Here is a 22519-nt window from a genome sequence, read left to right as displayed (position 1 = left end):
TTGTCAACGTAGGTGCCTCATGCGCGTTTACTCGCACATGCGCAGACGCTGATCCACTTGTCTGGGCTCGTTACCCAAGCGATCCATCGCAGGATTTCTCAAAAGAATCAGGCCCGCGCCGGGATCTCCGGCCAGACTGCCCTGGCGAGCAAGCGAGTCGCTTTTTCCAATTGCAGTACTTTTGCCTGATTTTTTACTAGGAGTTCGTCAATATGCGAATCGCTCAAATCGCTCCGCTGCACGAGGCGGTTCCTCCCAAGCTGTACGGTGGTACGGAACGTGTGGTCTCCAATCTGACCGAGGCGCTGGTCGAGCAGGGCCACGACGTCACGCTGTTTGCAAGCGGTGATTCGCAAACCTCGGCGAAGCTCGAAGCCTTCTGGCCGCAGGCGCTGCGCCTCGACCCGACGATCCGCGACGTGATGGCGCCGCACATGCTGCTGCTCGAAGAAGTGCGCCGCCGCGCGGACGAATTCGACGTGCTGCATTTCCACATCGACTACTACCCGTTCTCGCTGTTCGCGCGTCAGCCGGTGCCGTTTTTGACCACGATGCACGGCCGTCTCGATCTGCCGGAACTGCAGCCCATCTTCAATACGTTCAAGGACGTGCCGGTCGTGTCGATTTCCGACAACCAGCGCATCCCGCTGCAACAGGCGAACTGGCTGCAAACCGTCTACCACGGTCTGCCGGAAAACGTGCTCACGCCGATCCCCGACGTCGAACCGGGCTACCTCGCATTCCTCGGCCGCGTCTCGCCGGAGAAGGGTCTCGACCGCGCGATCCGCATCGCCGGCCAGGCAGGCATGAAGCTCAAGGTGGCCGCCAAGATCGACAAGGCCGACCGTGCCTATTACGAAGAAGTGATCAAGCCGCTGATGGCGCTCCCGCATGTCGAGTACATCGGCGAAATCGGCGAAGCCGAAAAGCGTGAGTTCCTCGGCAACGCGCATGCGCTGGTGTTCCCGATCGACTGGCCGGAGCCGTTCGGCCTGGTGATGATCGAGGCGATGGCTTGCGGTACGCCGGTGATCGCGTTCAATCGCGGTTCGGTGCCGGAAGTGATCGAGAACGGCGTGTCGGGTTTCGTCGTCGAAGACGAAATCAGCGCGGTCGCTGCGCTCAAGCGTCTGCACACGCTGCCGCGCGCCGGTGTGCGCAAGGCGTTCGAAGCACGTTTCACGTCGAAGGTGATGGCGAAGAACTACGTCGCCGTCTACGAAGACCTGCTGCGCAGCAAGCATCGCACGGCGCTGCGCGAAGTCAACGCGGGCTGATTGGCGGTTGATTTGCCGCGGTTGTTTCGCGGTAGATGAGACGCTGGCAGCAGGAACCACGCTTCTTTTGCTGCTCTGAACGCCCCGCCGGCACGTCGTCGGCGGGGCGTTGTTGCATGCGCGCCGCGTTTTTCGTCGGTGCACAGCTGAAAATGCGGGTTTCCGCGCGGCGCGAACGAGCCAGGCTCGGTAATATCCCTATAATTGCCGTGCCGCAAATTGGGCTGCGGTGCCGCCGACGACAGGAGGATGCCTTGGCGAGAACGAAAGAGACGCGCGCGAACGCCGCGCCCGGCGCCGGAACGATTTTTACGTTGCGCGCCATCGGTCTCGTGCTCGCCGCCCGCTGGCTTTTCTCGATGTCCGAGATGAGGCTGACCACCGCGCTGACCGCGATGGCGTCATCACCGTGGGCATGTATCAATCTCGTCTTTCTGTTCCTGCTGATCTTCCTGCCGGGCGCGCGCGCCGTCGCCGAGCGTCCATTCCATCCGCTCCCGCAATGGCTGCGTCAGGCGCTGCGCCTGTTTGCGTTCCTCGGCTTTCTGTTTGCGCTGTGGTCGGTCGGCGCGTTCGTCGCGACCGCGGGCTGGCGTCGCGCGATGCAGGCGGTCGCGGCCACCAACGGCTGGCTCGTCGCGGCGCCGGTGCTGTATGCGATCGTCTTGTGGATCTGCCGGCCGCTGCCGTTGTGGCGCACCAATGTGGCGGCGCGGCGCTTTGCGATCGGCCGCTATGCGGTGTCGCTCGATCCGGTGACGCGTACCGTCGTGGTGTGGGCCGAGCGGCGCAAGGTGGGGCAATACGATGCGCGCGAATTGTCGGTGCGCTGGGCGAGCGGTTCCGATGCGCGCGCGACGCCGGCACCCACGCCCGCAGTCGTGTTCGGCGCGGCGGGCGAGGCTGGGGCGTCGGCAGCGCCGATGCCGTCGGTCGCGGCGCCCTCGCTGGCGCGCAGCACGTTCGGCGTTCGTCCGAAGGTCGAGTTGCTGTGGGATTCGCCGGCCGCCGCGGGGCATAACCGGCAGACCGTTTTCCGCGCCGCGCTGACAACTGAAGGCGATCGCGTCGCCGCCCGCGCGCTCGACACGACGCTGCGCCAGGTGTAGCGCAGCACGTTTTGTGCTATCGGTCACATCGCGTGGCCATTGCACGCATCCCGAAGCGAAGCTTCGTCGATAATGCAATCAAGTCGCCCGGCTTGCAGGCGGGCGAGTGGAACACTCATCGATCGTATCGCGCCTTTCGCAGGAGTCGCTATGCTGGTTCGCTGGTTGATTGCCGCCCTTCATCTGCTTGCTTATGGCTTTGCGCTTGCGTCGATTCTCAGACGCACGTGGTCGCTGCGTCGCGCGTCAGTGCCCGCCGCGTTGCGTTCGGTGTTTCGCGCCGATTCGCGCTGGGGCATCGCCGCGCTGGTGCTGATCGTGACCGGCTTGATGCGCGTGTTCGGGGGCTATGAGAAGGGCGCCGACTACTACCTGCACGAGCCGCTCTTTCACGTGAAGATGACGTTGCTGGTGCTGATCCTGATCCTCGAAGTGCCCACGATGCTCGGCCTGATGCGCTGGCGCGCGTCGATCCGCAGCGGCGCGGCGCCGAATCTGAAGAAGGCGCGTTCCTACGCGCATTTCAGCGTGATCCAGACGGTGCTGCTGGTTCTGATGGTGTTTGCGGCGACCGGAATGGCACGCGGCATCGGGCTGCCCGCCGGCGCCGTGTAGCGGGGCGGGCCTTCTTTTCATTGCGACGCTAGCCGACCAGCAAGCCGGAATCGTCGACCCGGTCGGTTTTTACCTCTGCCGACTCGCGCACGAGTTCCGGCTCGCCGAGACCCTTGATCAACTCCAGCGCCTGACGCTCGAACAAACGACGGTACAAGCCGTTGTCGCGTTTGATCAGCGCGTCGTGGCTGCCTTCCTCGATCACCTTGCCCTTGTCCAGCACGAGCAGCCGGTCGAGCGCGCGCACCGTCGACAACCGGTGCGCGACCACCAGCGTGGTGCGCCCCTGCATCAGCCGCTCCATCGCCCGCTGGATCAGCACTTCGCTTTCGCTGTCGAGGCTCGACGTGGCTTCGTCGAGAATCAGGATCGGCGCGTCGGCAAGAAACGCCCGCGCGATTGCGACGCGTTGACGCTCGCCGCCCGATAGCTTGATGCCGCGTTCGCCGACCAGCGTGTCGTAGCCGTTCGGCAGCGCGGCGATGAAGTCGTGCGCGCTGGCGAGCCGCGCGGCGCGTTCGATGTCGACGCGGCTCGCGCCGGGCCGTCCATACGCGATGTTCTCGGCAAGCGAGCGGTGAAACAACACCGGCTCCTGCTGGACGATCGCGATCTGGCTGCGCAGCGACGCCTGCTGGACCTGCGCGATGTCCTGGCCGTCGATCGTGATCCGCCCGCCTGAAATGTCGTGAAGGCGCTGGATCAGCTTGATGAAGGTCGTCTTGCCCGAGCCGGAATGACCGACCAGCCCGACGCGCTCGCCCGGCGCGATGCGGATCGAGAAGTCGTCGTAGAGCGGCCGGCTGTGCGCGCCATAGTGAAACGACACATGCTCGAAGCGGATTTCGCCGTTGCGGATCGCGATCGGGCCGGCGCCGGGACGATCCTCGATGCCGAGCGGCTGGCTTTCGAGCGACACCAGTTCCTCCATGTCGTTGACCGAGCGCTGCAGGTTGCGGATGTGCATGCCGATGTCGCGCAGATAGCCTTGCAGCATGAAGAACATCGTCAACGCGAAGGTGATGTCGCCGACGCTCGCTTCACCGCGCGCCCACAGCAGCAGCGCCACGCCGAGAATCGCAGCCTGGATCGCGGCCAGCATACCGCCCTGGAGGCCGCCGTTGAGCGTGCCGCGCACCCACGTGCGCCGCGTGCGCTGCCGCCATTTGCCGATCACGTACCCGAGGCGCGCTTCCTCGCGCGCTTCCGCGCCGAATGCCTTGACGACGCCGTTGCAGCTGACCGCATCGGCGAGCGCGCCGCCCATGCGCGTGTCCCACGCGTTCGCCAGACGCGCGGACGGCGCGACAAAGCCCAGCGACACCGTCACGGTCACGCCGATGTACAGCAGCGAGCCGATGCCGACGACGACGCCCATCATCGGCCAGCGCGAGCCGAGCAGCAGAGTCGCGCCGACCAGCATCACCAGCGATGGCAAGAGCGCAATCAGCAGCGTGTCGTTCAGCAGGTCGAGCGCCCACATGCCGCGCGTGATCTTGCGCACGGTCGAGCCGGCGAAGCTGTTCGCGTGCCAGTCGGTCGAGAAGCGCTGCACGCGATGAAACGCACCCGCGGCGATCTCGCTCATCATCTTCAGCGTGAAGCGGATGATGTTGAAGTACACGCCCTGGCGCAACAGCGTCGCGGTGAGCCCGAGCGCGGCGAGCACGCCGAAGGCCTCGAGCGCGTGATGCCAGACGGGCGCCGACGACGCCGGGCCGGCCGCGATCGCGTCGACGAGACGTCCGGCGAAGACCGGCGTCAGAATGTCCGCGCCTGCCGTGAACAGCGCGAGCGTCGCAATCACGACGATGCGCCACGGCTGCTGTGCCCAGTGACGGAAGGTGAAGCCGAGGACATCCTTGAAGGCTTGTCCGCGAAAGTCGAGTTTTTTGTTGGCCATTTGCTTTCGACCCGGCGACGCACGAGCGCGCCGAGGTTCCAGTCAGAAGCGAAAAAGGTAGACAGCCAGCGGAAGCCGGAATGCGCGCAGGGACTGTCTGAAGTGAACGCGGCGCGCCTGTCGAGGCGGACTGCGCATCAGCTACGAGGCTGCGGCTTTTAAGGCCGCATCGCTCGTGGCGGACGGGCTGACGGGCGTGGGACCATGCGAGGGAGCGCGCGATGCACTGCGAACATGTGGCGCCTCCCTGAGATGGTTCAAGATGGAGAAACCGGACGGAGCCGGACCGGGTGAATGCCCGTCCGCTGACTATAGCAACAGTGCGGGGCGCTCGCCAACCTACGGAACGACGTGGTTCTACAGCCAGTGGAATCTCGTGCTGCGCACGGGATTGTTTTGCGGCAAATAGAAAAAGGGCTTACGCATTGCTGCGTAAGCCCTTTTGTCTTCGGTGATCGACACACCAAGAATCTGGTGGGTAGTACTGGGATCGAACCAGTGACCCCTGCCGTGTGAAGGCAGTGCTCTACCGCTGAGCTAACCACCCGAAGAGATTGAAATTATGTCAGGGAATTTGGAGTTCGTCTAGTCTTTTTTAAGCAGTTTGCTCATCAGTTGCTGGCGCGGGTTCAAGACGCCATACGCTCGCGCCTTTGATCGCCTTGTCGAGATCGTCGAGCACGGCTTCGTGCGCGGCGCTTTCGTCGTCACTCGCGGCGATCACGACCAATTCCAGCGAGTCGAGCGCGACACGCGGCGCATCTGTATCGCCGCCGGCCTGCGCTTCGCCGAGCATGTCGATGACGAGGCTTTCCTGGCCCCGCGTCATCGCCAGATAGACCTCGGCGAGCAATTCCGAGTCGAGCAGCGCGCCGTGCAGCGTACGGTGCGCATTGCTGATGCCGAAGCGGTCGCACAGCGCATCGAGCGAGTTGCGCTTGCCGGGGAACATCTGCTTGGCCTGCGCGAGCGTGTCGATGATCTCGCCGCAGTGCGTGCTCACCGGCGGCAGTCCGAGCAGCGCGAACTCGGCGTCGAGAAAGCCGATGTCGAATGGCGCGTTGTGGATGATCAGGTCCGCACCCTGGATGAAGTCGCGGAACTGGTCGATGATCTCCGCGAACTTCGGCTTGTCGCTCAGAAATTCCGTCGTGAGGCCGTGCACCGCGAGCGCGCCCGGATCGCTGTCGCGCTCTGGGTTGATATAGAAGTGCAGGTTGTTGCCGGTCAGCCGGCGGTTCACCAGCTCGACGCAACCGAGTTCGAGAATCCGGTCGCCGCCGCGGGCATTCAGGCCGGTAGTTTCGGTGTCGAGGATCAGTTGACGCATGTCGGAATAGCCTGCTTCGAAAAAAGTGCAGAAAAAAAGCGAAGAGGGCGGCGCGCGTCGTTGGCCGATGCGCGCACGCCTTTTACATCTCGGCGAGCGACGCCACGCCGCGATTGGCCAACTGATCGGCGCGCTCGTTTTCCGGGTGGCCGTTGTGACCGCGCACCCAGCGCCATTCGACTTGGTGCTGCGCGACGAGCGCATCGAGCCGCTTCCATAAATCGGCGTTCTTGACCGGCTGCTTCGCCGCGGTGACCCAGCCTTTCTTCTTCCAGCCGTGAATCCACTCGCTGATGCCTTTCTGCACGTACTGCGAATCGGTGTGCACGATCACCTTGCAGGGGCGCTTCAACGCCTCGAGCGCGGAAATCACGCCCATCAGCTCCATGCGATTGTTGGTCGTGTTGGCCTCGCCGCCGAACAGTTCTTTTTCCTGGCTGCCGAAGCGCAGCAATGCACCCCAGCCGCCAGGGCCGGGATTGCCCTTGCAGGCGCCGTCGGTATAGATGTCGATGTGATCCGGAGTCATTCGGTGTGGTTACGTGTGTTCGGGGTGGCGGCGGGCGCGAGGCCTGCCGCGAGCACGGGCTTTTTCACTTTGAGCGGCCCGACAAGACGCATGCCGCGCACGCGCTTGATCGCTTTGATCATGTAGGTGGCGCCGAAAATCGGCCACCAGCGGTCGCCGGCGGCTTCCATGAAGCCGTAGCGTGCGAGCCATTGATCGCTCGCGAGCGGCGGACGATAGCAGCCGAAGCGCCCGCGTTCAAGGTCGAAGCCGAGCAGCTTGATCCAGTCCTTCAGACGCGTGAACGCGATCAGGTCGACGGCCGAAGGCACGAACGGGCGGCCTGTCATTTTGCCGATCGACTGCCGTACGCCCCACAGCGACAACGAGTTGAAGCCGAGGATGATCAGTTGGCCTTCGGGCACCAGCACGCGTTCGGCTTCGCGCAGCAGCCGATGCGGGTCGCTGGTGAATTCGAGCGTATGCGGCATCACGAGCAGATCGACGCTTTGCGCTTCGAACGGCAGATCGAGCAGGTCGCACCAGACTGCGCTGCGCCCGGCCGGCGCATGCAGCCCTGGCGCGCCTGGCGCCGCGTTGGCGGGATCGTCGCCGCGGTTGCCCGCGCCGCTGATCCCACTGACGCTGCCACGAGGTGCCGGAGGGGGATACGTGTACGGCGCGCTCGCGCCGCTCGCCGCGTCGAGCACGAGGCCGCGGCACGGCATGCGGTTCTCGCGCAGCGCGTCGAGCTGGGGCAGGCCGAGTTGCAGCGCATGATAGCCGAACACGTCCGACACCACGCGATCGAGCTGGGTTTGCTCCCAGTCGAGCACGTAGCGGCCTGGCGGCGAATCGGTCCAGGCGGGCCAGTCTATAATCGCTCGGTCAGTCATATTAAAAATGCGTCGCCTATGAATGCGCTCGAGTACGTGCCGGTCCCGGCGTTTGAAGACAATTACATCTGGGTCATTGCCGACGGACGCCACGCGGTCGTCGTCGATCCGGGCGAAGCCGCCCCTGTGCGCGCCTGTCTGGCACAACGAGGCTGGCGGCTGAGCGCTATTTTACTCACGCACCATCATCAAGACCACGTCGGCGGGGTGGCCGATCTGCTGAACGGCCAGGACGTGCCGGTCTACGGCCCCGCCAGCGAAGCGATCGCGCGCCTGACGCATCGTCTCAAAAGCGGCGATCACGTGACGATCGCGGCACCCGCACTCGAATTCAGCGTGCTCGACGTGCCCGGTCACACGAGCGGACACATTGCCTATTTCCAGGCGGCCGATACGGGCGGCACCCCGCACGTGTTTTGCGGCGACACGCTGTTCGCGTGCGGTTGCGGGCGCCTTTTCGAAGGTACACCGCAACAGATGCTGAACTCGCTCGATGCGCTCGCCGCGCTGCCCGGCGCAACGGAAGTGCATTGCGCTCACGAATACACGCTGTCGAACATCCGCTTCGCGCTCGCTTGCGAGCCGCACAACGCCGAACTGCAGGCGTGGCGCGACAAGGCGAATGAGCTGCGCGCCCGCCACCAGCCGACGCTGCCGACCACGATCGCGCACGAGCGCGCGGTCAATCCGTTCCTTCGCGCAGACGAGCCGGCGATCCAGTCGAACCTCGAAGCACAATTGCACGAAACAGTGTCTGACAGGCTGAAGGCCTTCACATTGATGCGCGAATGGAAGAACCGCTTCCGTTGATCCGGAGCGCATTCGGCAGTTCTTCACGCGATGAATCGGAAAAATTCGCCAAGCCCCAGATTTGGTTGATTTTTTTCTTGATTTTCCAATTGACGGAAACGTTGACGTTTCGTACTATCGGCTGCAAATTCCAGCCCTTGTGGAAACCGAGACGTTCATGCGATTTATCTTAAGCGCGTTATTGGTCCTGACACTCGCCGCATGCGCGAGTCAGGGACCGACGACGAATACCGCCAATAACCCCGCCAGCCAGCAAGCCGTAGCCGACGCCCTTCGCAAGAACGCCACCGCTAAAGAAACCATCAATGTCGACCAGAGCTCCGTCAATCAGTTGACGAGCCAGGACGCCGATCTGTGGGGCCGCATTCGCCGTGGCTTCCAGATGCCGGATCTGCAGAGCGACCTCGTCGACATGCAGCTCAACTGGTATGTGCAACGTCCCGATTATGTGCAGCGCATGACCGAGCGCTCGCAGAAATACCTGTATCACATCGTCGAGGAACTCGAGTCGCGCCATATGCCGACCGAGCTCGCGCTGCTGCCGTTCATCGAGTCCGCGTATAGTCCGCAGGCTTTGTCGGTCGCCAAGGCGGCGGGCATGTGGCAGTTCATGCCGGGCACGGGCCGTACCTACAACCTAAAGCAGAACATGTGGCAGGACGAGCGCCGCGACGTGCTCGCGTCGACCAGCGCCGCGCTCGACTACCTGTCGAAGCTGCACGATATGTTCGGCGACTGGCAACTCGCGCTCGCCGCGTATAACTGGGGTGAGGGCAACGTGCAGCGCGCGATCGCGCGCAACGAGGCGGCGGGTCTGCCGACCGACTACCTAAGCCTGCGTATGCCGAACGAAACGCGCAACTACGTGCCGAAGCTGCAGGCGGTCAAGAACCTCGTGACGAACCCGCAGATGTACGGGCTCACGCTGCCGACGATTCCGAACCACCCATACTTCGTGACGGTCACAACCTCGCACGATATCGATGTCGACGTCGCCGCAAGGCTTGCCAACATGTCGACCGACGAGTTCCGCTCGCTGAACCCGTCGTTCAGGAAGCCGGTGATTCTCGGTGCGACGCAACCGCAGATTCTGTTGCCTTTCGACAACGCGTCCGCGTTCGAGCGCAATCTGAAAACGTACTCGGGCTCGCTGTCTTCCTGGACCACCTACACCGTCGACGCACGGGCGACACCCGCGGCGATCGCACAGAAGATCGGCGTCGACGCAGACACGCTGATGGAAGTGAACAAGATTCCGGTCGGCATGCGCCTGAAGCCGGGCTCGACGATTGTCGTGCCGCGCGGCTCGGACGACGACGAGGACATCAGCGCCGACATCGCCGAAAGCGCGGTGCTCGCGATGGAACCCGACGTGCCCGACACGCGCAAGATGCTGATCCGCGTGCGCCGCAATCAGTCGATGGCCGCCATCGCGCTGCGCTACGGCGTGTCGGTCGGTCAGTTGAAGGCGTGGAACAAGACACATCGCGATCAGGTTTCGCGCGGCCAGGTGGTCGTGCTGCACGTGCCGGTCGGCAAGCCGGTACCGAGCGAGCCGGGTCCGGAAAAGATCGCCGCCGATGTGCAAGGCGGCAGTGTGCAGAAGATCGGAGTCCATGCCGCAGACACTCGCGGCGATTCGCGCTACGATAAAAAGAAAGGGCGCGGCCACTCTGCCATCGTCAAGGTCTCCGCGCCGGGCGGCAAGGGTGACAAAGCGGCGGCGCCCGCCAGCAAGGGCAAGGTCGAGAAGGTGTCGGCCCCGGTGCCCGGCAAGGCGTCGAAGGCCGCGGCTGAGAGCCGCCCGAAGACCGTGGCCAACGCGAAGAAGAAGGGTAAATAGACCAATAGCGGCTCTCACGGTAGTGACCACATGCGTTGCGGGGGCAGCGCATGGATTGCGCTCCGATCACGCACCGTGTTCATCCAACGCCGTCACCTCAGGGTGACGGCGTTTTTCATTGCGCCGACGATTCCTGCGGGTTTGCCGTATTTAATTTATTGTTCGTGCTTCGGCCGCGTTGGCCGCGGGACGCCGTTCTGTCCTGATCCGTGCGAACCTCGGGTCAGGTTCATTAGGTCCATTGCCAGGTTTTCTTCCTGATTTATGTCGTCGACCCAACTGCGTGTCTTCCTGCTTTTTTCCGCCGGCTACTTCGTCTCTTACGTGTTTCGCGGCGTCAATCTTGGTTTCGCGCCGTTCATCACGCGCGATCTCGGTCTGTCAGCCGCCGATCTGGGTGTGCTGACGAGTCTGTATTTCCTTGGTTTCGCGGGCGCGCAGATCCCCGCTGGCGTGCTGCTCGACCACTTCGGCGCGCGTCGGGTGACGGCCGTCACGCTGCTGTTCGCTGCGCTGGGTATCTGGGCGTTCGGCGCCGCGCACAGTCTCGGCATGATGATGGTCGGACGGCTGTTGATCGGCGTCGGCGTGTCGGTGTGCCTCGGCGCCGCGTTCAAGGCGCTCGCGCAGCATTTTCCGGTGGCGCGTCTGCCGTTGATGAACGGACTCGTGATGGCCGTCGGCGGTTTCGGCGGCGTGATGGTCGGTTCGCCGCTCACGTGGGTGCTGGGCTTCTCCAGTTGGCGCGCGGTCTGCGTCGGGCTCGGGGTGCTGACGGTGGTGGTCGCGCTTGCGCAATGGACGCTCGCGCCGGACGCACGCGAAACGCATCGCCAGACGAGCCTCGTCGCGCAGTTCAAGGGCACGTGGCACATCCTGCGCAGCACGGCATTCTGGAAAATCGCGTCGTTCTCGGTCGTTACGCAGGGCGTTTTCTACGCAATGCAGTCGTTGTGGGTTGGAGCATGGCTGCGCGACGTACAAGGCTTCGAGCCGCACCAGGCGGCGGCGCTCGTGTCGATTCTCGGCTTCGCGATGATGGCGGGGTGCGTCGGTTTCGGCGCGGCGGCGCGTAGCCTCGAGCGGCGCGGCCTCTCGCTGTACGCGTTCTGCGGCATCGGCATGGCCTTATACGTGCTGACGCAGATGCTGATCATGTTCAATGCGCCGCTGCCGGCGAGCCTGTTGTGGGCCGCGTACGGAATTTTCGGTGGCACCGGCATTCTGAGCTACGCGGTGATGGCGCGACATTTCCCGCCGCAAATGATCGGCCGGGTCAACACGACGCTGACGCTGATTATTTTTCTGCTGATCTTCGGTTTTCAGATCGGCGTTGGCGCGGTGCTGTCTCACTGGCCGTCGAGCGGCGGGCATTATCCGGCGGTCGCGCATCTGAGCGCGTGGGAAATCCTTGTCGGACTGCAGGTGCTGAGCGCAATCTGGTACGTATTGCCGGGTCGGCAGCTTGCCCGGTCGGGCGAGATGCGAGCGGAGCAGGAGGCCTGAACGGCCGCACGGCACGCCGGCCCAAGTCCGCGTCCTATCTCAGATTTGGAAGGAAGGGCGGTTTCAGGCTATAATTTCAAGGTTTGAGCTTATCAACCCGCACCCTAGCGCCTACCTCCCCCATACCGTTCATCCGCCGCGCGCCATTGGCGTAGCAAGAAGGGCCCCGCACCCAGCCGAGTCGTCCACACAATGGACTCATCGCGCCCCTTGCATCGTTACCGGCAGCTCGCGAGCGAGTCTGCGCGCGCATCGAGAATGTGTTCCGCTGCGGCTCGAAATCGGATAGACAGGTGGCAACAGGGTGTTCCCCCAAGGAGTCTCCCGTGTTGCCGTCATTTTCTCCCGCTCTTCTCGCGCTCGCCGACGGCACGGTCTTTCGTGGTTATTCGATCGGGGCCCCCGGGCATACCATCGGTGAAGTCGTGTTCAACACCGCCATCACCGGCTATCAGGAAATCCTGACTGACCCGAGCTACGCGCGCCAGATCGTGACCCTCACGTATCCGCATATCGGCAACGTCGGCGTGAACGCCGAAGACGTCGAGGCGACGAAAGTCCATGCCGCCGGCCTGATCATCCGTGATCTGCCGGTTCTCGCGTCGAACTTCCGCATGGAGCGTACGCTCCCGCAATATCTGCAGGACGAAGGCGTGGTCGCCATCGCCGGCATCGATACTCGCAAGCTGACCCGCCTGCTGCGCGACAAGGGCGCGCAAAACGGCGCGATCCTCGCTGGTTCCGACGACGAAGCAAAGGCCATCGAGCTCGCGCGCTCGTTCCCGGGCCTCGCCGGCATGGACCTCGCGAAGGTCGTATCGACCCAGCAAACCTACGAGTGGACCAAAACCGAATGGCGTCTCGGCACGGGCTACGGCGAGCAGAAGGCGCCGAAGTACCGCGTGGTCGCATTCGATTACGGCGTCAAGCAGAACATCCTGCGCATGCTGGCCGAGCGTGGCTGCCATGTCACCGTGCTGCCGGCGCAAGCGAGCGCCGCTGACGCGCTCGCGCTCAACCCGGACGGCGTATTCCTGTCGAATGGCCCCGGCGACCCGGAGCCGTGCGACTACGCGATCGCCGCGACCAGGGAGTTCATCGAGCGCGGCATTCCGACCTTCGGCATTTGCCTTGGCCACCAGATCATGGGCCTCGCGGTCGGCGCGAGGACCATGAAGATGAAGACCGGCCACCACGGCGCGAACCACCCGGTCAAGGATCTCGAAGACGGCCGCGTGGTGATCACGTCGCAGAACCACGGCTTCGCGGTCGATGCCGATACGCTGCCCGCGAACGCGCGCGTGACCCACGTATCGCTGTTCGACGGCACGCTGCAAGGCTTCGCGCTGACCGACAAGCCGGCATTCTGCTTCCAGGGCCACCCGGAAGCGTCGCCCGGTCCGCACGACATCGCGTATCTGTTCGACCGCTTCACCGCGTTGATGGACGCGCAGAAGAGCGGCAACAGCGCAGCGGCTTGAAGCAGTAAAGGCCGGCCGCACAAGCCAGCCGGAGACGGAAACGAAAGCGGCTCGCGGCGGCCGCTGCGGCCCGCGGCACGATGCGGCGGGCGCGCAGCAAACAGCGCGCGCAACGTGAAAACGGCGCGCGCCGACGGAAAGAATTCAGGAATACATTAGCGAGAGCGTTATGCCCAAGCGGACAGACATCAAGAGCATCCTCATCATCGGCGCGGGTCCGATCATCATCGGCCAGGCGTGCGAGTTCGATTACTCGGGCGCGCAGGCATGCAAGGCGCTGCGTGAGGAAGGCTACAAGGTCATTCTCGTCAACAGCAATCCGGCGACGATCATGACCGACCCGAACACGGCCGACGTGACCTACATCGAGCCGATCACGTGGGAAGTGGTCGAGCGCATCATCGCGAAGGAGCGCCCGGACGCGATCCTGCCGACGATGGGCGGCCAGACCGCGCTGAACTGCGCGCTCGATCTGCACGCGCACGGCGTGCTGGCGAAGTACAACGTCGAGCTGATCGGCGCGTCACCCGAAGCGATCGACAAGGCGGAAGACCGCCAGAAGTTCAAGGACGCGATGACCAGGATCGGCCTCGGTTCGGCCAAGTCGGGCACCGCGCATTCGATGGAAGAAGCGCTCGCGGTGCAGGCGAAGATCGCTGCGGAAACCGGCAGCGGCGGCTATCCGGTCGTGATCCGTCCGTCGTTCACGCTGGGCGGCTCGGGCGGCGGTATCGCGTACAACCGCGACGAATTCGAAGAGATCTGCAAGCGCGGTCTCGACCTGTCGCCGACGCGCGAACTGCTGATCGAAGAGTCGCTGCTCGGCTGGAAAGAGTATGAGATGGAAGTGGTCCGCGACAAGGCGGATAACTGCATCATCGTCTGCTCGATCGAAAACCTCGACCCGATGGGCATCCATACCGGCGACTCGATCACGGTCGCACCGGCGCAGACGCTGACCGACAAGGAATATCAGATCCTGCGTAACGCGTCGCTGGCGGTGCTGCGCGAGATCGGCGTCGACACGGGCGGCTCGAACGTGCAGTTCTCGATCAATCCGAAAGACGGCCGGATGATCGTGATCGAAATGAACCCGCGTGTGTCGCGTTCGTCGGCGCTGGCGTCGAAGGCAACCGGCTTCCCGATCGCGAAGGTCGCGGCGAAGCTCGCGGTCGGCTACACGCTCGATGAACTCAAGAACGAAATCACCGGCGGCCAGACCCCGGCATCGTTCGAACCGACGATCGACTACGTCGTCACGAAGATCCCGCGTTTCGCGTTCGAGAAATTCCGCGAAGCCGATTCGCGCCTGACCACGCAGATGAAGTCGGTCGGCGAAGTGATGGCGATCGGCCGCACGTTCCAGGAGTCGTTCCAGAAAGCGCTGCGCGGCCTCGAAGTCGGCGTCGACGGTCTCGACGAGAAGACCGCCAATCGCGACGAGATCATCCGCCAGATCGGCGAAGCCGGTCCGGACCGCATCTGGTATGTCGGCGACGCGTTCCGTGCCGGCATGAGCGCACAGGAAATCTTCGAAGAGACCGCGATCGACCCGTGGTTCCTCGCACAGATCGAACAGATCGTGCTGAAGGAAAAGGCGCTGGCCGGTCGCACGCTCGCGAGCCTGTCGAAGGATGAGCTGAAGTATCTGAAGCAGAGTGGTTTCTCGGATCGTCGCCTTGCGAAGCTGCTCGGCGCGAAGCCGGCGGACGTGCGCGCGCGTCGTATCGAACTGAACGTGCGTCCGGTGTACAAGCGCGTCGACACTTGTGCGGCTGAGTTCGCAACCAAAACCGCGTACATGTACTCGACCTACGAGGAAGAGTGCGAAGCGAATCCGACGAACAACAAGAAGATCATGGTGCTGGGCGGCGGCCCGAACCGGATCGGCCAGGGTATCGAGTTCGACTACTGCTGCGTGCACGCCGCGCTCGCGATGCGCGAAGACGGCTATGAAACGATCATGGTCAACTGTAACCCGGAAACCGTGTCGACCGACTACGACACCTCCGACCGTCTGTACTTCGAATCGCTGACGCTCGAAGACGTGCTCGAAATCGTCGACAAAGAAAAGCCGGTCGGCGTGATCGTGCAATACGGCGGCCAGACGCCGCTGAAGCTCGCGCTCGATCTCGAAGCGAACGGCGTGCCGATCATTGGCACGTCGCCGGACATGATCGACGCGGCCGAAGACCGCGAGCGTTTCCAGAAGCTGTTGCAAGACCTCGGTCTGCGTCAGCCGCCGAACCGCACAGCGCGCACCGAAGACGAAGCGCTGAAGCTCGCCGACGAAATCGGCTATCCGCTCGTCGTGCGTCCGTCGTACGTGTTGGGCGGCCGCGCGATGGAAATCGTCCACGAGCCGCGCGACCTCGAACGCTATATGCGCGAGGCCGTCAAGGTGTCGAACGATTCGCCGGTGCTGCTCGACCGCTTCCTGAACGACGCGATCGAATGCGACGTGGATTGCATTTCCGATGGCGATGCCGTGTTTATCGGCGGTGTGATGGAGCACATCGAACAGGCGGGCGTGCACTCGGGCGACTCGGCCTGTTCGCTGCCGCCGTATTCGCTGTCGAAGGAGACGGTTGCCGAACTGAAGCGCCAGACCGCCGCGATGGCGAAGGCTCTGAACGTGATCGGCCTGATGAACGTGCAGTTCGCGATCCAGCAGGTGCCTTCCGCCACGAATGCGGCTGACGGCTCGAAGGACGACATCATCTACGTGCTCGAAGTGAACCCACGTGCGTCGCGCACGGTGCCGTACGTGTCGAAGGCGACCAGCCTGCCGCTCGCGAAGATCGCGGCGCGCGCGATGGTCGGCCAGAAGCTTGCCGCGCAAGACGTGACGAAGGAAGTCGAGCCGCCGTACTTCAGCGTGAAGGAAGCGGTATTCCCGTTCGTCAAATTCCCGACGGTCGACCCGGTGCTCGGACCTGAAATGCGTTCGACCGGCGAAGTGATGGGCGTGGGCCAGACGTTCGGCGAAGCGCTGTTCAAGTCGCAGCTCGCGGCGGGTTCGCGTCTGCCGGAGTCGGGCACGGTGCTGCTGACCGTGATGGACGCCGACAAGCCGAAGGCGGTCGAAGTCGCGCGCATGCTGCACGAACTCGGCTACCCGATCGTCGCGACCAAGGGCACGGCTGCCGCGATCGAAGCGGCCGGCGTGCCGGTCAAGGTCGTCAACAAGGTGAAGGACGGCCGTCCGCACATCGTCGATATGATCAAGAACGGCGAGATCGCACTCGTCTTTACGACCGTCGACGAAACGCGCGCGGCGATTGCCGACTCGCGTTCGATTCGTATGAGCGCGCAGGCGAACAAGGTTACCTACTACACGACGATGTCGGGCGCACGCGCGGCGGTGGAGGGTCTTCGTTATCTGAAGAACCTGGAAGTCTATGATTTACAAGGACTCCACGCTCGCCTAAACTAAGGCTTCGATACCTGTCCAAGATGTAAGTGCCGCGGTTAAGCGGCGTTCCGCAGGTGCTGCGGCCCGGGTCTGTCCATGGGCGGCGGCTTTCGCGGAATGCACTTAACCGCGGTGATTTTTTTTATGGCCGTTTTTTGCCTCCAGAGTTGTTTATGAGCACTATTCCATTGACGAAGCGCGGAGCAGACATGCTGCGCGATGAATTGCAGCGCTTGAAATCGGTCGAGCGTCCGGCCGTGATCAACTCGATCGCGGAAGCGCGCGCCCAGGGCGATCTGTCGGAAAACGCTGAATACGACGCTGCGAAGGAAAAGCAGGGCTTCATCGAAGGCCGCATCGCCGAAATCGAGTCGAAGCTTGCGGGCGCGCAGGTGATCGATCCGTCGCAAGTGGAAGCGGACGGCCGCGTGGTGTTCGGCGCGACGCTCGAGCTCGAAGACCTCGAGTCGGGCGCATCCGTCAAATATCAGATCGTCGGCGACGACGAGGCGGACATCGACCACGGCCTGATCTCGATCAGCTCGCCGATCGCGCGTGCGCTGATCGGCAAGTCGGAAGGCGACGTCGCGTCGGTGCAGGCACCGGGCGGCATCCGCGAATACGAAATCATCGCGGTCAGCTACATCTGAGGATGGCGCCGGTGTCTCTGATGCCGCATCGTTTTTTCCGCCTGTTGACGGTGGTGTGGGTCGGTAGTCTGTTGACTATCGGCTATGCCGTTGCGCCCGTGCTGTTCACGTCGCTCGACCGCATGACGGCGGGTGCCATTGCCGCGCAGCTGTTTCGGATTCAGGGTGTGATCGGCGTCGTGTGCGGCATCCTCCTGCTCGGTCTTGCCAATCTGCTCGTGCGGCGCGGTAGTGGCGCGTATCGCCGCTTGCGTTGGCTGCTCGCCGGTATGCTCGTATGCGTGCTGATCGGCTATTTCGCGTTGCAGCCGTTCATGAACGCGATGCGCGTCGCCGCGCTCGAGGCGGGCGGCGACGTCGGACATTCCGTTTATGCGACGCGCTTCGGCATCCTGCATGACGTGTCGAGTCTGTTCTATCTGATCGAGAGCGTGCTAGGTGTTGCGCTCGTTTGGCTACTGCCGGCGCATGTCGGCACTGCGGCCGACGAAGAGGGCGCGCGCGCGGTCACGGGGAAGGTGGCCGGCTGAAGCTTGCGAGTGGCCGGTGGTGTGACGCGGCGCTATGTCCGCCGGTCGATGCCGATGCCCGCGATGAACTTCATGTTGCGACGAATCGTCGCGATTCCGGTGATCTGCTACGGTTCATGCGCGCTGCGCTGCTTCGGGCCCTGCGCACAAACGCGCGGTGCGGAGCCGGTCCGCACCTTGGCCGCGTGTTCTCTTACTTCGATTGATGCGAACGCTTCGCGCTGGTTTGACGCTTCTTCGCGCGCTTGATGTTGCCGCCCTGCGTCACGCGTTCGTTGCCGCGCACCAGCACTGCTTTCGCTCGGGGCTTGCGCATCGGCACGTCGGTCGGCTTGACCACCTTGACGATGCGCGGTGCGCGTCCCTTGGCCGGCCGGGCTCCTTCGGCTGCCGCCTCCCGGGCGCTCGGCAACGCGCCGCGCTTCGCTTTTGCCGCCGGCTGTGCCGCTTCTGGCTTCCAGATCACGAGCAGCTTGCCGATATGCTGGATCGGTGCCGCGTTCAGCGTGTCGCAGATTCCTTCGTAGATGGCGAGGCGCTCTTCGCGCTCATCACCGAACACGCGGATTTTGATCAGCTGATGCGCAGCGAGGTGTACTTTGATTTCGGCGAGCACAGCGTCGGTCAGGCCTTCGGCCCCGACGAGCACGACCGGTTTGAGCGCATGTGCCTGGGAGCGCAACTCGGCGCGTTGGTCGGAGGAGACTTTGAGGGCTGGCATGGAAAGTGGAAGACTCGACTAAAATGGCGGCTCCTGCGTTTTTCGTCCGATCGCCAAGCGATTCGGGCGGCTTGATTCAGCAGGCGCGCGTCAGAACAACAGAATCGCGGATGGCCGCCAGTCTGGCGGTGGCCGCGCGAATTAACCGCGTATTATCCCCTAAAGCGCGACCCGACGCAGCAATAGTTCAATTTTTAATGGCAAAAAACAAGTTCAATACCGCGTGGCTGCACGACCACATCAACGATCCGTACGTCAAAATGGCGCAGCGGGAAGGTTATCGTGCCCGCGCGGCCTACAAGCTCAAGGAAATCGATGAGCAGGACAAGCTGATCCGCCCGGGGCAGGTGATTGTCGATCTCGGTTCCTCGCCGGGCAGCTGGAGCCAGTACGCGCGTAACAAGCTTGCCGGCGGCTCGCAGCGCAATGCGGAGCGCGAAGGTGGCATCGACGGCACGATCATCGCTTTGGACATTCTGCCGATGGAGCCGGTAGCCGACGTGCACTTCATCCAAGGCGATTTCCGCGAAGACTCGGTGCTGGTCCAGCTCGAAGAATTGGTCGGTGCGCGCCAGGTAGACCTTGTAATTTCGGATATGGCACCCAACCTGTCCGGTGTGGCGATCGCGGATGCGGCGCGGATCGAGCATTTATGCGATCTCGCGCTCGAATTCGCACAAAGCCACTTGAAGCCGGATGGTGCCCTTTTAGTCAAATGCTTTCACGGCAGCGGATATAGTCAGATTGTCGAAAAGTTCAAGCGCCAATTCAAGGTGGTGGCGGCCCGCAAGCCGAAGGCGTCGCGGGATAAATCGTCAGAAACATTTATTTTGGGTAAGCATTTGAAGCGTCCCGCATAGGGGTACGGCGAGCCGGTTCCATTTCTGCCAATAATGAGGCCGATGCGTCAGAGACTGGCGTTAAGCTGGCCCGCTACCCTATTTCCGTGGTAGTGAAACGCTATGGCAGGGGTCTGCGGACTGGATTAGAATGCTTTCGTGGTGCCGCAAGGCAAATGTAGGCGCCCGTCTAAGTGAAGGAGTGGTGCTTTGAACAACAATATGTTTTCGAAAGCAGCAGTGTGGTTGGTAATCGCACTGGTGCTGTTTACGGTGTTCAAGCAGTTCGACAAGCCCCGTGTCCAGGAAGGCGTTTCCTATTCGCAGTTCATGGACGACGCGAAGAACGGCAAAGTCAAGAACGTCATTGTCCAGGGGCGGAACCTCACGGTCACTCCAGCAGACGGCCAGAAGTACCAGATCGTGTCGCCCGGTGACATCTGGATGGTCGGCGATCTGATGAAGTATGGCGTACAGGTGAGCGGCAAGGCTGACGACGAACCCAATGCACTGATGTCCGTGCTGTATTACCTCGGGCCGACGATCCTGATCATCGGTTTCTGGTTCTACATGATGCGACAGATGCAGGGGGGCGGCAAAGGCGGCGCCTTCTCGTTTGGCAAGTCGCGCGCGCGGCTGATCGACGAGAACAACAACGCGATCAATTTCACCGATGTCGCCGGTTGCGACGAAGCCAAGGAAGAAGTGTCGGAACTCGTCGACTTCCTGCGCGATCCGCAGAAATTCCAGAAGCTGGGCGGTCGTATTCCGCGCGGTGTGCTGCTCGTTGGCCCGCCGGGGACCGGTAAGACGCTGCTCGCGCGCGCTATCGCCGGCGAGGCGAAGGTGCCGTTCTTCAGCATTTCGGGTTCGGATTTCGTGGAAATGTTCGTCGGCGTCGGCGCGGCTCGCGTGCGCGACATGTTCGAGCAGGCCAAGAAGCACGCGCCGTGTATCGTGTTCATCGACGAAATCGACGCAGTCGGCCGTCATCGCGGCGCCGGCATGGGCGGCGGTAACGACGAGCGTGAACAGACGCTGAACCAGATGCTCGTCGAAATGGACGGCTTCGAGGCGAACTCGGGTGTCATCGTGATCGCCGCGACGAACCGCTCTGACGTACTCGACAAGGCGCTGTTGCGTCCGGGCCGCTTCGACCGTCAGGTGTACGTCGGTCTGCCCGATATCCGCGGCCGCGAGCACATCATGAAGGTGCACCTGCGCAAGGTACCGATTTCGAACGACGTCGATGCGGCAGTGATCGCGCGCGGCACGCCGGGTTTCTCGGGCGCCGATCTCGCGAACCTCGTCAACGAAGCAGCACTTTTTGCGGCGCGGCGCGGCAAGCGCATCGTCGAAATGACGGACTTCGAGGACGCGAAGGACAAGATCTTCATGGGTCCCGAGCGCAAGTCGGCCGTCATCCGCGAAGAATCGAAGCGTGCGACCGCGTATCACGAATCGGGTCACGCGGTGATCGCGAAGCTGTTGCCGAAAGCTGATCCGGTGCACAAGGTCACGATCATTCCGCGCGGCCGTGCGCTGGGAGTCACGTGGCAGTTGCCGGAGCATGACAACGAAACATACTCGAAGGACTATCTGCTCGACCGTCTTGCCATCCTGTTCGGTGGCCGCGTCGCGGAAGAGCTGTTCCTGAACCTGATCAGCACCGGTGCATCGGACGACTTCAACAAGGCGACCCAGACGGCTCGCGCGATGGTTGCCCGCTTCGGTATGACGGATGCGCTGGGACCGATGGTCTATGTCGACGACGAAAACGACGCTTCGCCGTTCGGCCGCGGGTTCACGCGAACCATTTCGGAAGCGACGCAACAGAAGGTCGACGCGGAAATCCGTCGCGTGCTGGACGAGCAGTACAATCTCGCGCGTCGCCTGCTGGAAGAAAACCGCGACAAGGTCGAAGCGATGACCGCCGCACTGATGGAGTGGGAGACGATCGACGCAGATCAGATCAACGACATCATGGCAGGCCGGCCGCCGCGTTCGCCCAAGAGCTCGCCGCCGTCCGCTAGCGACGCCTCGTCGGGCGGCAGCGCAGGCACCGAAGTCAAGCCGGGCAGCGCGACCGCGCCGGCCTGATAGGTAGCCAGTAGAAAGTGCGGGCCGGTGTGCTACACACCGGCCCGTTTTGCATTTATCCGTTCAAAGTGAAGCATTGCTACGTGTCGAAAGTCGATTCTTCTTCCGTACCCCTTCCAGAGCCGCTGCAGTGCGGCCGCTTCAAGCTGACGTTTGAACGCCCGTTGGTTATGGGCATCCTGAACGTCACTCCCGATTCCTTCTCCGATGGCGGCTTGTACGCGATGCGCGGCGATGCGCTGCGCCAGGCCGAGCGCATGATGCTCGCGGGCGCGGACATTATCGATATCGGCGGGGAATCGACGCGTCCTGGCGCGCCGCCGGTGCCGCTCGACGAAGAGCTCGAGCGCGTGATACCGCTCGTCGAGCAACTGCGTGGCGCGAACGTGCCGTTGTCGGTCGATACCTACAAGCCGGAAGTGATGCGGAGCGCGTTGAACGCGGGCGCCGACCTGATCAACGACGTCTGGGCGTTCCGCATGCCCGGCGCAATCGATGCCGTGCGCGACAGCGATTGCGGCCTTTGTGTAATGCATATGTTAGGTGAGCCGCAGACCATGCAGCGCGGCGAGCCTCACTATGCCGACGTTGTCAGCGAAGTGCGCCAGTTCCTCGAGGAGCGTGTCGCGACATTGCAGCAGGCGGGGATTGCACGCGAGCGTATCAGCGTCGATCCGGGCTTCGGCTTCGGCAAGGTCGTCGTCGAGCACAACTACGCGTTGCTCGCGCATCTGCGCGACACGGCGCCGCGCGCCGCCTCGCCATATCCGATCCTTGCGGGCATGTCGCGCAAGTCGATGGTTGGCGCGGTGACCGGGCGGCCGGCGCCGGAGCGCGTGGCCGGCAGCGTCGCCGCGGCGGTGTGTGCGGCCGAGCGGGGCGCCGCGATTCTGCGCGTACACGACGTCGCGCAAACAGTCGATGCATTGAAAGTATGGGCAACCCTGCGCGACGCGGCCAGGCGGAGCCGCGCGCACGGTTGAACC

At 63.2% G+C, this 22519-nt stretch carries 18 protein-coding genes and 1 tRNA gene; 13 read left to right on the top strand and 6 right to left on the bottom strand.

The genetic code is table 11. The features are described from left to right. The first annotated feature begins 212 nt into the window (after positions 1–212). The 3 genes from BC1002_RS10530 to BC1002_RS10520 all read left to right on the top strand — a co-directional run bounded on the left by BC1002_RS10530 (position 213) and on the right by BC1002_RS10520 (position 3001). A complete protein-coding gene (locus BC1002_RS10530; RefSeq protein ID WP_013090025.1) occupies positions 213–1277 on the top strand; it encodes a glycosyltransferase family 4 protein in 1065 nt (354 codons plus the stop codon). 254 nt (positions 1278–1531) lie between these two features. Continuing rightward, the gene (locus BC1002_RS10525; RefSeq protein WP_013090024.1) at positions 1532–2386 is read left to right on the top strand and encodes a hypothetical protein; all 855 of its coding nucleotides are present in this window, start codon (positions 1532–1534) and stop codon (positions 2384–2386) included. Between the two features lie 150 nt (positions 2387–2536). Next, positions 2537–3001, top strand: coding sequence for a DUF2214 family protein (locus BC1002_RS10520; protein ID WP_013090023.1), 465 nt, complete (start codon positions 2537–2539; stop codon positions 2999–3001). A 28-nt stretch (positions 3002–3029) separates the two neighbouring features. Here BC1002_RS10520 and BC1002_RS10515 read toward each other — a convergent pair whose 3' ends face one another. The 5 genes from BC1002_RS10515 to BC1002_RS10495 form a co-directional block, all read right to left on the bottom strand. After that, a complete protein-coding gene (locus BC1002_RS10515) occupies positions 3030–4904 on the bottom strand; it encodes an ABC transporter ATP-binding protein (RefSeq protein WP_013090022.1) in 1875 nt (624 codons plus the stop codon). A 472-nt stretch (positions 4905–5376) separates the two neighbouring features. Next, positions 5377–5451 (bottom strand) — tRNA-Val (locus BC1002_RS10510). A 48-nt stretch (positions 5452–5499) separates the two neighbouring features. Then, a complete protein-coding gene (gene dnaQ / locus BC1002_RS10505; RefSeq protein ID WP_013090020.1) occupies positions 5500–6234 on the bottom strand; it encodes a DNA polymerase III subunit epsilon in 735 nt (244 codons plus the stop codon). Positions 6235–6316: 82 nt separating this feature from the next. Continuing rightward, positions 6317–6763 carry a ribonuclease HI gene (gene rnhA, locus BC1002_RS10500; RefSeq protein ID WP_013090019.1) on the bottom strand — a complete coding sequence of 149 codons (447 nt, stop codon included), beginning with the start codon at positions 6761–6763 and terminating at the stop codon, positions 6317–6319. Beyond that, positions 6760–7638 (bottom strand): class I SAM-dependent methyltransferase, encoded by an 879-nt coding sequence (locus BC1002_RS10495; protein ID WP_013090018.1) that lies wholly within the window; start codon positions 7636–7638, stop codon positions 6760–6762. The genes rnhA and BC1002_RS10495 overlap by 4 nt, the downstream gene beginning before the upstream one ends. Before the next feature lie 18 nt (positions 7639–7656). Between BC1002_RS10495 and gloB the strand changes: the two genes are divergently transcribed. From gloB to BC1002_RS10460, 7 genes are all read left to right on the top strand, one after another. Further along, positions 7657–8448 (top strand): hydroxyacylglutathione hydrolase, encoded by a 792-nt coding sequence (gene gloB / locus BC1002_RS10490; RefSeq protein WP_013090017.1) that lies wholly within the window; start codon positions 7657–7659, stop codon positions 8446–8448. A 157-nt stretch (positions 8449–8605) separates the two neighbouring features. Beyond that, positions 8606–10291, top strand: coding sequence for a transglycosylase SLT domain-containing protein (locus tag BC1002_RS10485; RefSeq protein ID WP_013090016.1), 1686 nt, complete (start codon positions 8606–8608; stop codon positions 10289–10291). A 264-nt stretch (positions 10292–10555) separates the two neighbouring features. Further along, positions 10556–11797, top strand: coding sequence for an MFS transporter (locus BC1002_RS10480; protein WP_013090015.1), 1242 nt, complete (start codon positions 10556–10558; stop codon positions 11795–11797). Between the two features lie 326 nt (positions 11798–12123). Continuing rightward, positions 12124–13278, top strand: coding sequence for a glutamine-hydrolyzing carbamoyl-phosphate synthase small subunit (gene carA / locus BC1002_RS10475; RefSeq protein ID WP_013090014.1), 1155 nt, complete (start codon positions 12124–12126; stop codon positions 13276–13278). A 169-nt stretch (positions 13279–13447) separates the two neighbouring features. Continuing rightward, positions 13448–16714, top strand: coding sequence for a carbamoyl-phosphate synthase large subunit (gene carB / locus BC1002_RS10470; RefSeq protein WP_013090013.1), 3267 nt, complete (start codon positions 13448–13450; stop codon positions 16712–16714). Between the two features lie 152 nt (positions 16715–16866). Next, positions 16867–17343: a transcription elongation factor GreA gene (gene greA, locus BC1002_RS10465; RefSeq protein ID WP_026228283.1), complete on the top strand. Its 477-nt coding sequence runs from the start codon at positions 16867–16869 to the stop codon at positions 17341–17343. A gap of 20 nt (positions 17344–17363) precedes the next feature. Next, positions 17364–17873 (top strand): DUF4149 domain-containing protein, encoded by a 510-nt coding sequence (locus BC1002_RS10460; protein ID WP_193373022.1) that lies wholly within the window; start codon positions 17364–17366, stop codon positions 17871–17873. A gap of 193 nt (positions 17874–18066) precedes the next feature. Here BC1002_RS10460 and BC1002_RS10455 read toward each other — a convergent pair whose 3' ends face one another. Further along, positions 18067–18594, bottom strand: coding sequence for a YhbY family RNA-binding protein (locus BC1002_RS10455; RefSeq protein ID WP_013090010.1), 528 nt, complete (start codon positions 18592–18594; stop codon positions 18067–18069). A 197-nt stretch (positions 18595–18791) separates the two neighbouring features. Between BC1002_RS10455 and BC1002_RS10450 the strand changes: the two genes are divergently transcribed. From BC1002_RS10450 to folP, 3 genes are all read left to right on the top strand, one after another. Continuing rightward, positions 18792–19454 (top strand): RlmE family RNA methyltransferase, encoded by a 663-nt coding sequence (locus BC1002_RS10450; RefSeq protein ID WP_013090009.1) that lies wholly within the window; start codon positions 18792–18794, stop codon positions 19452–19454. A 189-nt stretch (positions 19455–19643) separates the two neighbouring features. Further along, complete coding sequence (gene ftsH, locus BC1002_RS10445) at positions 19644–21533, top strand: ATP-dependent zinc metalloprotease FtsH (protein ID WP_013090008.1); 1890 nt, start codon at positions 19644–19646, stop codon at positions 21531–21533. Between the two features lie 170 nt (positions 21534–21703). After that, positions 21704–22516 carry a dihydropteroate synthase gene (gene folP, locus BC1002_RS10440; RefSeq protein ID WP_157874662.1) on the top strand — a complete coding sequence of 271 codons (813 nt, stop codon included), beginning with the start codon at positions 21704–21706 and terminating at the stop codon, positions 22514–22516. Positions 22517–22519 lie beyond the last annotated feature (3 nt).

The sequence above is a fragment of the Paraburkholderia atlantica genome (genome assembly GCF_000092885.1).
GTDB classification, from domain to species: Bacteria; Pseudomonadota; Gammaproteobacteria; order Burkholderiales; family Burkholderiaceae; genus Paraburkholderia; species Paraburkholderia atlantica.
This window is presented reverse-complemented; position numbering and strand designations above follow the sequence as displayed.

Coding starts and splice junctions, on each gene's coding strand:
- BC1002_RS10530 (WP_013090025.1), top strand. CDS start 213: ATGCGAATCGCTCAAATCGCTCCGCTGCACGAGGCGGTTCCTCCCAAG.
- BC1002_RS10520 (WP_013090023.1), top strand. CDS start 2,537: ATGCTGGTTCGCTGGTTGATTGCCGCCCTTCATCTGCTTGCTTATGGC.
- BC1002_RS10515 (WP_013090022.1), bottom strand. CDS start 4,904: ATGGCCAACAAAAAACTCGACTTTCGCGGACAAGCCTTCAAGGATGTC.
- dnaQ (WP_013090020.1), bottom strand. CDS start 6,234: ATGCGTCAACTGATCCTCGACACCGAAACTACCGGCCTGAATGCCCGC.
- rnhA (WP_013090019.1), bottom strand. CDS start 6,763: ATGACTCCGGATCACATCGACATCTATACCGACGGCGCCTGCAAGGGC.
- BC1002_RS10495 (WP_013090018.1), bottom strand. CDS start 7,638: ATGACTGACCGAGCGATTATAGACTGGCCCGCCTGGACCGATTCGCCG.
- gloB (WP_013090017.1), top strand. CDS start 7,657: ATGAATGCGCTCGAGTACGTGCCGGTCCCGGCGTTTGAAGACAATTAC.
- BC1002_RS10485 (WP_013090016.1), top strand. CDS start 8,606: ATGCGATTTATCTTAAGCGCGTTATTGGTCCTGACACTCGCCGCATGC.
- BC1002_RS10480 (WP_013090015.1), top strand. CDS start 10,556: ATGTCGTCGACCCAACTGCGTGTCTTCCTGCTTTTTTCCGCCGGCTAC.
- carB (WP_013090013.1), top strand. CDS start 13,448: ATGCCCAAGCGGACAGACATCAAGAGCATCCTCATCATCGGCGCGGGT.
- greA (WP_026228283.1), top strand. CDS start 16,867: ATGAGCACTATTCCATTGACGAAGCGCGGAGCAGACATGCTGCGCGAT.
- BC1002_RS10460 (WP_193373022.1), top strand. CDS start 17,364: ATGCCGCATCGTTTTTTCCGCCTGTTGACGGTGGTGTGGGTCGGTAGT.
- BC1002_RS10455 (WP_013090010.1), bottom strand. CDS start 18,594: ATGCCAGCCCTCAAAGTCTCCTCCGACCAACGCGCCGAGTTGCGCTCC.
- BC1002_RS10450 (WP_013090009.1), top strand. CDS start 18,792: ATGGCAAAAAACAAGTTCAATACCGCGTGGCTGCACGACCACATCAAC.
- folP (WP_157874662.1), top strand. CDS start 21,704: ATGGGCATCCTGAACGTCACTCCCGATTCCTTCTCCGATGGCGGCTTG.